9 protein-coding genes are annotated in these 13,789 nt (G+C 65.3%); 1 reads left to right on the forward strand and 8 read right to left on the reverse strand.

The features are described 5' to 3' along the window. Nucleotides 1-32 precede the first annotated feature (32 nt). Nucleotides 33-599, forward strand: a complete 567-nt coding sequence (locus tag OG293_RS40875) for a transposase (protein ID WP_406003912.1) — start codon at nt 33-35, stop codon at nt 597-599. 504 nt (nt 600-1,103) lie between these two features. Here OG293_RS40875 and OG293_RS40880 read toward each other — a convergent pair. The 8 genes from OG293_RS40880 to OG293_RS40915 all read right to left on the reverse strand — a co-directional run bounded on the left by OG293_RS40880 (nt 1,104) and on the right by OG293_RS40915 (nt 13,783). After that, complete coding sequence (locus tag OG293_RS40880) at nt 1,104-2,291, reverse strand: acetyl-CoA carboxylase biotin carboxylase subunit family protein (RefSeq protein ID WP_406003913.1); 1,188 nt, start codon at nt 2,289-2,291, stop codon at nt 1,104-1,106. 329 nt (nt 2,292-2,620) lie between these two features. Next, complete coding sequence (locus tag OG293_RS40885) at nt 2,621-3,424, reverse strand: aspartyl/asparaginyl beta-hydroxylase domain-containing protein (RefSeq protein ID WP_406003914.1); 804 nt, start codon at nt 3,422-3,424, stop codon at nt 2,621-2,623. Nucleotides 3,425-3,431: 7 nt separating this feature from the next. Then, nucleotides 3,432-4,550 carry a cytochrome P450 gene (locus tag OG293_RS40890; protein WP_331752313.1) on the reverse strand — a complete coding sequence of 373 codons (1,119 nt, stop codon included), beginning with the start codon at nt 4,548-4,550 and terminating at the stop codon, nt 3,432-3,434. Between the two features lie 118 nt (nt 4,551-4,668). Further along, a complete protein-coding gene (locus OG293_RS40895) occupies nt 4,669-5,727 on the reverse strand; it encodes an amino acid--tRNA ligase-related protein (protein ID WP_331752315.1) in 1,059 nt (352 codons plus the stop codon). A 21-nt stretch (nt 5,728-5,748) separates the two neighbouring features. After that, the gene (locus tag OG293_RS40900) at nt 5,749-7,149 is read right to left on the reverse strand and encodes an FAD-binding oxidoreductase (protein WP_406003915.1); all 1,401 of its coding nucleotides are present in this window, start codon (nt 7,147-7,149) and stop codon (nt 5,749-5,751) included. A 64-nt stretch (nt 7,150-7,213) separates the two neighbouring features. Then, nucleotides 7,214-9,838, reverse strand: a complete 2,625-nt coding sequence (locus OG293_RS40905; protein WP_331752319.1) for an amino acid adenylation domain-containing protein — start codon at nt 9,836-9,838, stop codon at nt 7,214-7,216. Nucleotides 9,839-9,885: 47 nt separating this feature from the next. After that, nucleotides 9,886-11,121 (reverse strand): condensation domain-containing protein, encoded by a 1,236-nt coding sequence (locus tag OG293_RS40910; protein ID WP_331752321.1) that lies wholly within the window; start codon nt 11,119-11,121, stop codon nt 9,886-9,888. 16 nt (nt 11,122-11,137) lie between these two features. Beyond that, nucleotides 11,138-13,783, reverse strand: a complete 2,646-nt coding sequence (locus tag OG293_RS40915) for an amino acid adenylation domain-containing protein (protein WP_331752323.1) — start codon at nt 13,781-13,783, stop codon at nt 11,138-11,140. Nucleotides 13,784-13,789: the final 6 nt, after the last annotated feature.

Here is a 13,789-nt window from a genome sequence, read left to right on the forward strand (position 1 = left end):
GCCTGGTGCCCACCGGCGACGAGGTGGTTTTCGTGGACATCGGCTCCAAGGTCAAGCAGGCGTACGGGCCGGCAAAACAGGGTGCCTCCTTCGGCTACACCAAGCAGCGTGGCCTGCACTTCCAGATCGTCACGGTCAAGGCCTCCACCTGTGCTCCCTTGATCGTGGCCACCCGCCGGCGCAAGGGCTCGGACAACTCCGGCAAGGGTGCCGCGAGTCTGCTACGCGAGGCCCTCAAGACGCTGCGGGCGATGGGCGTCACCGCCCAGATCATCGTCCGCGCCAACTCCGCGTACTTCTCCCACAAGGTCGTCGAGAATTGCCGCAAGGCCGGTGCACGCTTCTCCCTCGCCGTCACGGTTGGGAAGAAGATCGGCGAGGCCATCGCCACCATCCCCGAGGACGCCTGGGCGCCGATCAGGTACGCCGCCGCCGTCTGGGACGCCGACGAGGAACGCTGGATCTCTGACGCCGACCTCACCGAAGTCCCCTTCACGGCGTTCACCAGCAAGAAGAGGGCGTTCCACACCACCGCCCGGCTGATCGTGCGCCGGTTGAAACGGCTGAACCCGAAGAGCGTGCCCGAGGGGCAGGCCTAACTCTTCGGCGTCTCGCGCCACCACGTCGTCTTCACCGACAGCTCCTTCGTTCTCGCCCAGGCCGAACCCATGCGCCGAGAACGAGCCCAGGTCGAGCGGGTTTACGCCGACCGGGAGGGACTCCGCGCTCGCCCACCTGCCCTCGGGCAGGTTCACCGCGACCGCCGCCTGGCTCACCCTCGCCGCCGGCCACCTCGCTTCCGCCTTCCACGCCCGGGCGAGGACCGGCACCATGCGCCGCCACCTGATCCACATCCCCGCCCGGATCGCCACCGGCGCCCGCCGCGCCCTCCGTCTGCACCAACACTGGCGCTGGGCAGCCGACTTCACCGAAGCTCAATGGTGATGTGCCGGAAGGCAGAAGCCCCGCCCGCCGACATGTTGCGTGAGATCACCATATCGACGACAAGGGGCTTCACCATGTCACATCGCTTAACCGGCCCATCTCACTCCTGTAAGGCAGGAAGAAGGAGATTCGTTGAGGTACCGGGAGGGCGATCAGTGTTACAGGGGATCGTAAACTGAACCGCCGAGCTTCGCATGCTCGGGCCACCGCTGCTCGAACCACTCCCGGTTTTCGCGAAATGTCATGTTCGAGGGGGCAATCACAAGTCGCTCGTCGACCCACTGGTGAAGTTCATGGACTCGGGATTCCAACTCATCAGTGGAGTCGGCCTTGACCACAGCAAGGCCGAGACTTTGGCCAACAAATTCCACCGATTCGGGAAGCATACTTCCGAGCGGATGCTCGTAGCGGGCGTACTCGACGTAGGGAAGCTGTATCATTTCGGACACAGACGGATAGCTGATAAGCGTTCCTGGCCTGCCGAGAAGGTGTGTGTGGGCTATTGTTTCTGGGCGAACTTCGACACGCAAGTCTGGTCGTCTGCCGAGTGCGCAAAGTACCCCGCTTTCGGCGAGGTCCACACCGAATTTCAAGTGAACGGTCTCCTGAGCTAGACCCCCTCCTCGCCGGGCGGCACACTCACCAAAGCTTACGGTTCCACTTACCGGATCACGAAAGAGTTCCATATGGAACACGCCTCTTGAAAGGCCCAATGCAGACAGCGCAGACCTGATCACTGGTTCGGCCGCTTCGTAGGCCCACGCCTCGGCTCCTGGGTCAAATCGACGAACCCACACCGCGCGCTGTTCGGTCAAGGCGCTAAGGCAAGGTTCGCCATACTTCCCTAGAGCGAAGAAAAGTAGTTCTCCGTCATAAACGACGCCATCAGCAACCCACTCGTCTCCCTCCATGAACTCCTCCAGCATGAAGGTGCGGCGAGAGATGTTCCTGGCTTGCATTCTGCGACTGACGGCGCTCAGGCTCTCGAAGTTAGTGACGGTGGATGTGTAACCCGTACCGCCGAAGGAGATTGGCTTAAGTACCGAGCGCTTGAAGTCAAAGTCCTCAAGGTCACCGACGTCGTGGATGTCGTCGATGACGATTGACGACGCAGTGCTAATACCAGCATCGCGGATCTTTTGTTTCTGCAGGGCCTTGTCTCGAAAGTGAAGAGCAGTGATCGGATCGATTCCGCCACATCCGAGCATCCGGGAGATCACCCCAGCGTTTACTAGTGTCCAGTCGTCTCCGGAATGGACGCCAGCGAAACGTGTGTCCTGGAATCCTGCGCGGTGCAGGGCGGCGAGCACCGACTCAGGGTGTCCTGGATCGTCCGCGCGGATCACTCGCACCCCCTCCTCGGGGACTAGCGGACCAAAGTCCCATGGTTCCGGGCCACAGATAGCCACTGTCTCAGGGGCGTGTTTACGGCACGCCCTTAGGGCATATCGGTCGACCCCCATGTTTAGAATAGGAAGATCCCGTTCTTCTGACATTTATTTAAGACCTCTCTAGTTTTGTGCAGTCGCCTTTGAGTGGGAAATTTGATCCGGACGGCTTCGGTCCGATAGTTGCCCTGCCGTTAGCGGAATGCGATTTTCGGCGCCTCGCTATCTATCCCGAATTCAATGGCGCATTCCTCGGTTCAGTCCAGATTCCGAAAACTCCCTCTCTCCTACGCATATGAGGACATGCTCACAGCGCCCTTCGCCCTTGAGGTCGAGCCGACCATCCGAAACGCGCAATGAGCCGAGGGCTGCGAACTCCTCCGGGGACGGCGGCTCGGCGTACGCCTGAAGGAATCCGGCCGGCACGGAGACGGAGCCGGGCCAACGAGCGCAGCTTGTCGGCCGGGGAAGCCGCAATCTCTTCCCTGTAGAGCATGATCTCGGCAAGTTCCACCTCCTGCTTCGTCTCCTTCGGGAACCGCAATCCGGGCGCGGCAGGTGTCTCCCGCAATCATGAACAACTTGCTTCCGTGGTTGTAGGGGTGGCGAGGCCGACCGCAGTTGGCGTACCACAGCTCCCCCGGTTGCCACTGGGTTTCGACGCCCTCCAAGACAAGCACAGCTTGGTCGTTGGTGACGATGGGGATCTGCAGCCGAACCGATCCCACTGGCAGGCCGTACGGGTAGAGCGTGTGCTCGGCCACGGCCGCACTCGGCTCCAGCGTCATGTAGCGGACAGCCCGCAGCGGCACGTCGAGGCTTTTGAGGACCGACGCCGTGTGCGACACCTGCCTCATCAGCGGCGTACTTGCATAGTCCACGAGTCCTAGACCGCCGGGTTCGGTGCGCTCCGGGTCCCCATCGGGTCCCCGCAGCGACAGAACACGCCAGCTGTCCGTGAAGCTCTGGGCAATCTCGCCCTTGCTGTAAGTCGCCTGGGGATTAAAGCGCTTATCACCGAGAGGAAACAACTCCTCCTTAAGTCTGGAGGCGTCGAATCCCGGGAGGAGCTTGACGATATCTGATCCCATGCTGAGGTTACTCCGCTTCGTGGGGCGAGAGACGGATGTTCAGGTGGTCGAACCCGCGGTAGGTCCGGTTCTTGCTCCACGTCAGATCCCGCACGCGGGCTTCGGGGAACCGTCGGGCGAACTGGGTCAGCAGCGCCGTTGCTTCCATGCGCGCGAGTGGAGCACCCATGCAGTAGTGCATGCCGTGGCCGAACGCGAGGTGGTCGGTGCGGCGCCCGCCGCCCGTGTGGGGCGCCGGGTGTGCCGGGCATGCCGGAGGGTCGAATGGGTCGTGCCCGGTGAGGGAGACCAGGACGAGGTCACCGGGAGCGATCCCTCGTCCGTCTATCTCCATTCCCGTCTCCGCCGCACGGGCGACATGACCTAGCGGAGGGTGGAGTTCGAGGACCCGTTCGACGATCTCGGCCGTCTCGGTGGCACGGACTTCGTCGGCGACCAACCGCATCAGGTCGTTCTCGATGGCGTACCAGAGGGAGAAGCCCATGAGCGCGGCCGTGGTCTCCAGTCCGCCGAAGAGCATCAGGGAGCACGTTGCGAGGCGGTCGCGTTCGTCGCCCGCGGTGAAGTTCCAGATGCTGTCGGCCCGGTCGGAGTTCTTCACGAACTCCCCCATGCTGAGCAGGGCGTCCTGCGCACGGACGGCGAAGTCGCGTCGGTAGGAGGCGGCCAGGAAGTCCGCGATGGCCCGGGCCCAGCCATGCAGCTGGGCGGCATCGGTCTTCTCCAGACCGAGCATCAACGCCATCGTCCGCGCCGAGATCACCCCGGCCAGCTGCGGCATCGCGTCGCCGACACCCTTCTGGGGGAACTCGTCGAGGGCTTCTTCGACGATCTCTTCGATGGACTCCTGGAGTTTGCGGATCCGGCCGGGTGAGAACAGCCGCTGCACACCGCGGCGGGCTGCGGTGTGCAGCTCATTGTCCAACAAAACGAACCACCGGCTGAGGACGTCCAGCAGTTCGCCGCACTGCTCCCTCATGTCCGCCGGGAGGTAGCTGCCCGCGTCTGCGGTCCGCGACGACAGGGCCGGGTGACCGAGCGCGGCCTGAGCCGTGTCCTTGTCGGGCACGACCCAGGAGCCGAGCTCCTTGTAGTACCGGAGCCGGACTGTTGTGTTCTCTGGCACTCTCTCGCCCTTCGTGAACGGGTCGACTCGTCGGCGTGTACCTGATGCGGTTCGGTGAGCGGCTATCGGTCCCTCACCTGTGCCGTCCAGTCCGGACCGAACCGATCTACGTGCTGTGCTACGGGCGCAAGACCGCTTCCGGCCACGCCTTGGGCTCGTTCAGCCGGGACACCAGCGGGATGTCGCGGATGTCGTGGTGGTTCAGCACCCACATCAGGAACCGCTCCACGCCCATGCCGAAGCCGGCCGTGCGCATGGGCATTTCACCGCGCATCCGGACGTACCACTCGTATTCCTGCTCGTTGACCCCGTGCAGCGCGATGGACTTGCGGAGCAGGCCGACGTCGGTCTGGCGCTCACCCGACCCCACGATCTCGCCTAGGCCGAAGTAGAGGTCGGCCGCGCGCACGGTCCGCTCCTCCTCGTCACCGAACGCCTGGTAGAAGGGGACCGCGAGGGTGTCGAAGTGGTGGACCCAAAGGAATTCGCTCACGCGTTCCATGAGGAGTCGTTCCCCCTTGCGGGTCAGCGTGCGCCACTCGCCCTCGTCCCGGACACAGTCCTCGACGTCGCCGACCAGGCGGATGGCCTCATCGAAGGTGATCTGTTCGAACGCCTCGGGGTAGCCGGCCATCCGTTCCAAGTGCGAGACGTCGCCCCGGGCGGCGGCGAGCCGGTCGCCCTGCTGTGCCAGGATCGCCGAAGCCAGGGCCTTCACGTAGCCGTTGACGTAGTCGATGAGCTCGTCCAGTCCACCGGGGATCTCCGCCTCGCTGTGGGTGAACTGGTTGAGGTGCGTCTCGTCCGGTTCCTCAGCACGGAACGAAGGCATGATGGTGTAGCAGCCGCCCGGTGATATTCGGCAGCCGTATTCCAGCAGGAACTGCATGGAATCTGGGAGGTAGGTGTCGACGCCGAGCAGCTTCACCGGAACCGGCTCGGCGTCACTGCCCAGGGCGGTGGGGCAGGTGATCGTACGCGTCGTCAGCGGCAGGTGCAGGTTCTTCAGGCCACGGGAACAGGCGTACTCCATGGTGGTGGTGACGAAGACGTCGTGGAGATCGCCCACCAGCGCGTACCAGGGGGACCGCAGTGCCTCCAGGAAGGCACCGGGCTCGTTGCTGGCGAAGACCGACGGCGGAGTGACAGTCGGACGGGGGGAAGACGACTGGGACATGGGGTGTTCCTTCCTGACGTGCTATTCGGCTCGGGCCGGCACGATGTTCTGATTGCTGCGCAGCACGTTGGCCGGGTCGTACTGCGACTTCAGGGCCATGAGCTTGCGGTAGCGGTCCTCCCGGTAGACTTCGCGCACCTTGGCCGCCGGCTCGTCCTGGACGTAGTTGATGTAGGCACCGCCGTAGTGCCACGGCTCCAGCTGATCCACGCTGCGCCGGCTCCAGGCGATGTTCTCGAAGTCGTGCGAGGGGTCGGTCCACTGCGCGGACGCCGTGTAGATATAGGGGGCGTCCCGGCGGGGGAAGGCGGAGTCGGAGTCGGGAACGCTTGTGATCTCACCGCGCAGGTACTCGAAGTCGATCGAGGAGAGCGGTGACCTGACGTCCCGCGCTGAGATGACGAACGCGTCCGCGGCTTCCGGCGAGATGTCCTCCAAGTAGCAGGACTTGGTGAAGTACCGGTTGCCGTGGGGTTCGCCGTGGTCCCCCAGCGCCTGGAGCTCCGCGTACGTCAGCTGCCGGGACAGGGCGCCGGCGGGAACCGCTTTGCCGAAGAGGCCCGCGGTGGCCTCGGGGCCCTTTGCCGGTTCACCGAGCCAGACCGCAGTCAGGAAGAGTGCGGGCTCGCCCCTCAGGAACCGGGGAATCCAGTCCTGCTGGCCTGCGACCTTCATGCAGCCGACCGCGTGCATGTCCGGGTGCTGGCTCTCGGCGAACACCCGGTACTCGGCGAGGGCCTGGGCGGCCTCATCGATGGGATAGGCACCGACCTGGTGGTGAACGGTCCCCACTGGCCGGAGCCGCAGCCAGAAGCGGGTGACGATGCCGAAGTTGCCGCCGCCGCCGCGCAGGCACCACAGGAGATCGGCGTGCTCGTCGGGGGTCGCTTTCACTATGGAGCCATCCGCCAGGACGACCTCCGCGGCCAGGATGTGGTCGCACGTCAGGCCCCACTTGCGGCCCAGCCAGCCGTATCCGCCGCCCAGAGCGAGACCGGCGAGACCGGTGTGCGACACGACGCCCGCCGGGCAGGCGAGGCCGTGGGGCGTGGTCGCGGCATCAACGTCGGCGAGCAGGCAGCCGCCCTCGGCCTCCGCCACTGCAGCGGACGGGTCGACGCCCACGGCCCGCATCAGTGACAAGTCGATCATCAGGGTGCCGTCGGCGACGGCGGATCCGGCGACATTGTGGCCTCCGCCGCGGACCGTGACGGGAAGACCTGCGGTGCCTGCGTAGCGTATGGCGGCGCTGACGTCCGCCGCAGTGAGGCAGCGGGCGATGAGGGCGGGGCGCCGGTCGTGCATCCCGTTCCAGACTCTGCGGACGTCGTCGTATCCCACGTCCTCTGGCGACAGCAGTTGTCCTGTGACCCCGGTGCGCAACGCCGCGTGGGAGTCGTGCCCGCGGGGCTGTCCGTCCACGTCAATCACTGCAATCAATACCTTCCGGTGTAGGGGCACGCCGTGCGCGGGGTACGGAGCGGGGTCACGGCAGCTCGTCCATAGCCGCGGTCAGTGCCTGCACGATCCGCGCGCGGGGTTCGGGGTTCATGACCTCTTCGTGGGCGCACGGGAGCGGCCGGACGTCCAGCGCGTCGGCGTACGGATGCCAGGAGTCGGGCAGCGGGCTCAGTTCGGTGCGTCGTTCGGTCGCGGCGAAGTAGAGGATCCGCTCGCTGAACATCTGGGGTGTCCAGGAGGCCGCCAGCCGGCTGGTATTCACGCCGGCGGTGAGCATCCGCTGGAAGGTGTCGTCGTCGAAGGGCAGGCCGGCCAGGACGTCCGAGCGGAGCCGTTCGAGATGCCCGGCGAAGTCGGCCGCGCCTTGTGTCGCGTCAAGGGGCGCAGCGACCAGTGTGGCCAGGATTCCGAACTCGTCCCATTGGGCCGGCGTGGCGTAGTCCGGGCAGGGCCACTCGGCTCCCGGGTAGGAGTCCACGAGGGCGAGCAGGTCGACCTCGTCCCCCTCGGACTGCAGCTGGGCGGCGAGGGCCTGGGCGATGTTGCCGCCTAGGGACCATCCCAGGAGCCGGTACGGTCCGGTCGGCTGCACCCGCCGTATCTCGCCGACAAGTTGCGACAGGAGCGCCTCGAAGTCGGTGGGCGGTGCGGTGTCAGTGGTGAGGCCGGGCGTCTGCAGGCCGTAGACGGGTGTTCCGGCGGGCAATTCCTGTGCCAGGGACAGGTAGCTCCAGGCGAGGCCCGAAGCGGGGTGGACGCAGAACAGCGCGGTCTGTCCGGTGCCCGGCCGCAGCGGCAGCAGCACGTCGAAGTCGCTGCCCGCGCCGCCGTTGCGGCCAGCGCCGAGCAGGCGGGCAGGGGTGGGGTTCCGGTACAGGTCGCGGATGTTGAGTTCTTGGTCGAGGGCGGCGCGGATGCGGCTGATCAGCCGCATCGCGAGCATGGAGTGCCCGCCGAGGTCGAAGAAGTTGTCCTCGACACCCACCCGTTCGAGACCCAGTACCTCCGCGAAGAGTCCGCACAGGATCTCCTCCCGCGGCGTCCGCGCCGCGCTGCCCACCACCAAGGACGACACGTCCGGGACTGGCAAGGCGGCACGGTCCAGCTTGCCGTTCACTGTCAGCGGCAGTGTGTCCAGGGCCACGAAGAAGGAGGGCACCATGTACTCGGGCAGTACCTCACCGACTCGTCGGCGCAGCGCTCCCACATCCACACCAGCGTCTGTGTCCGCGGGCACGACGTACGCCACCAGCCGCTTCTCACCCCGCCGGTCCTCGCGTACCACCACAACCGCCTGGCGGACCGACTCCTCCCGGCCCACGACCGCTTCCACCTCACCCGGCTCCACACGGAACCCGCGTACCTTCACCTGGTGATCCGCACGCCCCACGAACTCCAGCTCACCACCGGAGTTCCACCGCACCAGATCACCCGTCCGGTACATCCGCTCACCCGCACCACCGAACGGATCAGCCACAAACCGCTCAGCGGTCAACCCAGGACGCCCCACATACCCACGCGCCAGACCCGACCCCGCGATATACAGCTCACCCACCACACCCGAGGGCACCAACCCCAGACCCTCGTCCAGCACATACACCCGCGTATTCGCCAACGGCACACCAATCGGCACCGACGAACCGATGCTGCTGCCGGGGGCAATGTCGTATGTGGTTGAAAATCCGAGGTTCTCCACGGGGCCGTAGCCGTTGAGGATCCGCATGCGGGGGAAGCCCTTTCGCGCCCGCTCGACGTGGGTTACTGAGGCGGCTTCACCTGCGGTCATGACCTCGCGTACGTGCGTGAGGCTGTCGGGGTATTCGTCGAGGACTAGGTTGAAAAGCCCTGCGGAGAGCTGGAGCGTGGTGACGCCGTAATCCCGGACGAGCCGTTCGAACTCGGCGGGTTCGGGTCGCTGCCCGCTCTGGACGACAGTGGTTCCGCCGTGAAAGAGCGGGCCGAACACCTCGAGCGCGAAGGCGTCCCAGGAGACGGGCGAGCACTGCAGGACGATCTGCTCGGAGTCGAAGGACAGATACGTCTGTCCGGTGAAGGTGCTTACCAGCGCGCGGTGGGGCGACGCCACGCCTTTGGGGCGGCCTGTGGAGCCGGAGGTGAACATGACGCAGGCGACCGCATCGGGATGGACCGCTACGCCCGGGTCCTCTGTGGGGTGAGCGGTGAGGTCCACGCTGTCCAGGCAGACTTCCTGCAAGGAGGAAGCAGCGAGCCGGCCGGCCGTTGCCCGGTGTGTGATGATCACCGGAGGACTGGTGTCCTGAAGCACTGCCGCCAGGCGTTCCTGGGGGAAGTCGGGGTCGAGCAGTGTGTAGGCGCAGCCTGCCTTCAGTGCGGCGAAGAGTCCGATGAGCAGGTCGTGGCCGCGTTCCACGTGCACGGCAACGATGTCGCCGAGGCGGACACCGAGGCTCGTGAGGTGATGGGCCAGGCGGTTGGCTTGCTCGTTCAGCGCGGCGTACGTCAGGACGCCCTCGTCGGAGGCAACAGCCACCGCTTCGGGTGCTCGCCGTACCTGTTCCTCGAACAGTTCGTGGACGCATCGATCCGCGGGATACGGTGCAGCCGTGTCGTTGTACCCGACCAGCAGACGGTGTCGCTCCTGCGGCGAGAGCACCTGAGACGAAAGCACGCGGGGATCCCTTCTGAATCCTGCCGTTGGAAAGGCCGCCGAGCGGCTCACGTGAGGAGACGCGCCAGACTTGAGCGGAAGGCTTCGGCGATCTTGTCCGCTTGTTCAGCGGTGAAGGCGTCGGCAGAGGCGCGGAGTACGCCGTTGATGTTTCCGACCGTCTGCCAGCTGAACTCCCACAAGGCGGGAAAGGTCGCCCAGTGGGCCGGTATGGGGAGCGGGGTGGTCTTGGTCCCGGGCAGGTGCAGTCGTGGCGCTTCGTTGTCGATGTTGACCAGATGGAGCAGCGGAGCCGTGCCAGGAGTCCTGCGCATCCGAGCGGCTTTGAGAATGCGTGAGAAGGGCAGGTGTTTGTGCGTCAGCGCGTCCTGTATGGCCGTCGCATGCGTCTGCACGACAGCTTCCGCAGGCTGGGATGCGCTCCACGATGTCCGCACTGGCAGCGTGTTCAGCATCGGTCCCATGATTTCCTGCTGGTGGTGGGTGTCCCGCAGCGCGGCCGGCAGCCCGACGACTGACTCGAGCGTTGTGTCCCCGAGGGCGACAGCCGAACTCACAGCCGAGAAAAGCACCGCGGCCGGGGATACCCGTGCCGCACGGGCTAGACGCTTGGTCCCTTGCGTGGCAGCGGCATCGAGATGCAGCTCCACGGGGATGAAGAGGCCGCTGTCCGCGGCTGAAGGGGCATCGTTGCGGGGCAGCGCCTGGGGTTGCAGATCCCGCAGTGTCGCACTCCACCACTCTGCGTCGCAGGTGGCGGCCTGTTCCTCGGACGCGTAGGTGAAGAAGTCCGGGGGCGGGCCCATATAATCCGGCACCGCCCCGCGTAGAAATGCTGCGTAGACGCTGCCCAGCTCGCGGGTCAGTAGCGACAGGGCCCAACTGTCCCCTGCTACGTGGTGGACGCAGAGCACGAAGTAGTGCTCCGTGTTGGATTCGGACAGCAGCATCGCGCGCACAGGGATCTGAGCACGAAGGTCGAACGGCTTCTGCCAGAATCTGATGATGACTGCTGCGCGCGCGTCGTTGGCTGCCAAGCACTCGGCACGTGTCAGTTCCGTTAAAGGACCGTCGAGGTCCATGGGAACTGCAGTCTGATCGTGGTACGTAGAGTGGAGTGCCGGGTGGCGCCGGACCACGTGATCCAGTGCTTGTTCCAGCACGTCGGGGGTCACCTCGCCGGTGATTTTGAAGCCCAGCGGCATGTTGTAGAGGGGGCGGTTCACGAGAGCTTCGTGGACGAGCATGGACTGCTGCATGTCCGACAGCAGGCGCGGTTCCATTGCGGTGTTGCCTCCGCTATCGGACGGGCTGCTGCGTGACCGCAGCCAGCCAGTCGGCAAACGTCGGTGCCTGCAGGCATGTGTGTGGAGCCACTTCTACTCCGACGGCCTCCCGTACGCGCGCGCAGATACGCAGTGCCAGCAGCGAGTGACCGCCCAGCGCAAGGAAGTCGTCATCGTCCTTGACGACATCGACGCGAAGGGCTTGGCGCCAGATTTCTCGCAACTGCTCCTGCAGGCTGTCGATTGCGTCCTGAGGCGAGGAGGGCGCGAAGGGAACAGGGGCGGGCAAGTCCTGACGGGAGACTTTCCCGTTGGGCAGACGCGGCAGCTCTTCCAGGAAAAGGAAGTGGTCGGGACGCATCGCGGCAGGCAGCCGCATCGTGGTGAACTCGCGTAGCGCCCGGGCTGTGAGCAGCGCTGCGTCAGTTTCAGCCGCGTCAGACGGGCTCGGCGGCTGGGGGCGCGGGTCGTCTTCGCGGAGTGCATAGACATACGTGACGTCGGCGTCTGCTCCCACACTCCAGTCGTGCACTTCGTGCACGGTGAAGCCGGCGCCGTCCAGGATGGACTTGATTTCCGCGCCCACCACACTGCTGCGCTCGACTTCGAGGCATACCTGCTGGATCATGCGCCAATGGTCGGCTCGCACGCCTCGCAGGATGCTGAGCTCCGCGCCCTCCGCGTTGATCTTCAACAGGTCGACCCGTTCGAGCTGGTACTGATCGAACAAGTCGGAGAGGCCGGTGGTGGGTACGACGTGGGTCTGGGCCTGGAGTCGGAGCTCGGCGTCGAGGAGGAGCGATGCCCTTTCCTCGTCGGTCAGATCGCTGCCTAAGGCCGTGGTGTTGTCGTAGTGGGACTGCACGAGATCGGCTGCGGCCTGGTGGCGCGTTCCGAGACCTGAGAGGTATGACAGCTGCGGAAATGATGTGAGTTCTGCGCTCCCGGCCTGGTCGGTCACGGCGACCGGGATGACGTCGGAGTGAACCGCGTTGAGCTCCAGGTTGAGTTTGAGGAAGGGAAGCGCATCGGGGTTCGGCTCGACGGAGATCAGCCGTACGTTCGCGGCCTGGAGATGTGCCCACAGCGAGAACAACCCAATGTTCGCGCCGATGTCGACAACCACGGAGTCGTCGGGAAGGTGCACTCCGAACCGGGAGTATTCGTCCTGCTCAAAGATCTGCCGGTAAAGGAAGAGAGCCTCGTCCGGGGAAGGCGTGGCCACTGCGAGTCCATTGGGCATCTGCACGCGCTGGAGGCCGTCAACGACTGGCGAGTGGCGCCGTTTGGCCGCCACATACGCGATCAGGCGCGCTCCGTTGTCTTCGTCGGGCACGGTGATTACCGCGGCGTCGCGCGCCATGGGGTGTTGGCGCAACACTGCGGCGACTTCCTCGGGCTCGACACGAACTCCTCGGACCTTGACCTGGTCGTCCAGCCGGCCGTGGAACTCGAGGTAGCCCGGTTCGGCGCGGCGTACCAGATCGCCGGTTCGGTACATTCGTGCGCCACCGTCCGAGAACGGGTCGGGTCGGTATCGCGCCTGTGTCTGTGCTTCGTCGTCCAGGTAGCCGACGCCGACGCCGACGCCTCCGATCCAGAGCTCTCCGCTCTCGCCGTCCGCGACCGGCGTCAGATCGTCGTCAAGTACGTAGCAGTGGACGGAGGAGATGGGGCGGCCGATGGGTGCGATGTCTCCGTCGTAGGGCTCGCTGCAGTCCCAGTACGTTGCGTTCACTGAGGTTTCGGTTGGGCCGTACTGGTTGAACAGGGCACAGGCCGGCAGTAGCGTGCGGAATCTTTGGACCCGGTTCATGTCCAGGGCCTCGCCACCGCAGAAAACCCGCCGCAGATCGGTGCAGCTCACCAGTTCTGGTTCTTCCAGTACGTACCGGAGCACCGAGGGGACGAAGTGGGCGGTGGTGATGGCAGTGTCCTGTATCAGCCGGACCATGCCCAAGCTGTCGAACTGCAGACCGGGAGGCGCGACAACCAGGGTGCCACCGGCCACCAGGGGCGAGAAGATCTCGTGCACGGAGGCGTCGAAGGCGATGGACGCCTTGTGCAGTACGCGGTCCGAGGAGTCGAAGGCATACTGGGCCTGGCCCCACTCCAACCGGTTGGACAGGCCCAGGTGGTGGAGGATCACGCCCTTCGGTGTTCCGGTTGATCCGGATGTGAAGAGGATCAGCGCCGGACGCTCGGCGGCTTGGTTTCGCGCCCAGGCGTCTGCCGGTACCGCTTTACACAGGAGTTTGTCTGCGTTCCGAGGGAGATCGTTGACGTCGAGCCAGCACGCTGGCCTGGTCGTCTGGTCGCGGTGCCCGGCCGTTCCTGCGTGCAGTACCAGGCGCGGGTCTGCCGCGCTCAGGATCTGGTCCACCCGCTCGGCTGGAAATTCCGGGTCCATGGGAACAGCTACCGCGCCCGCTATCCAGGTGGCCAACAGCGAGATGACGTAGTCGGCGGAGCGCAGGAAGTACAGCCCGACGTGGTCGCCGGAACTGATGCCCGACCGGCACAGCACCTCCGTGATGGCATCCACGCGATGCCACATGTCGCCGTAGCTCATCTCACCATCGGCGCTGATGATGGCGAGCTCATCTGCCGCGTGTCCCTCAGGTCGGTGAACCAGGTCCGGAACGAAAGAAGTACTCATAACTCG

It is taken from the genome of Streptomyces sp. NBC_00829 (genome assembly GCF_045161795.1).
GTDB lineage: Bacteria > Actinomycetota > Actinomycetes > Streptomycetales > Streptomycetaceae > Streptomyces.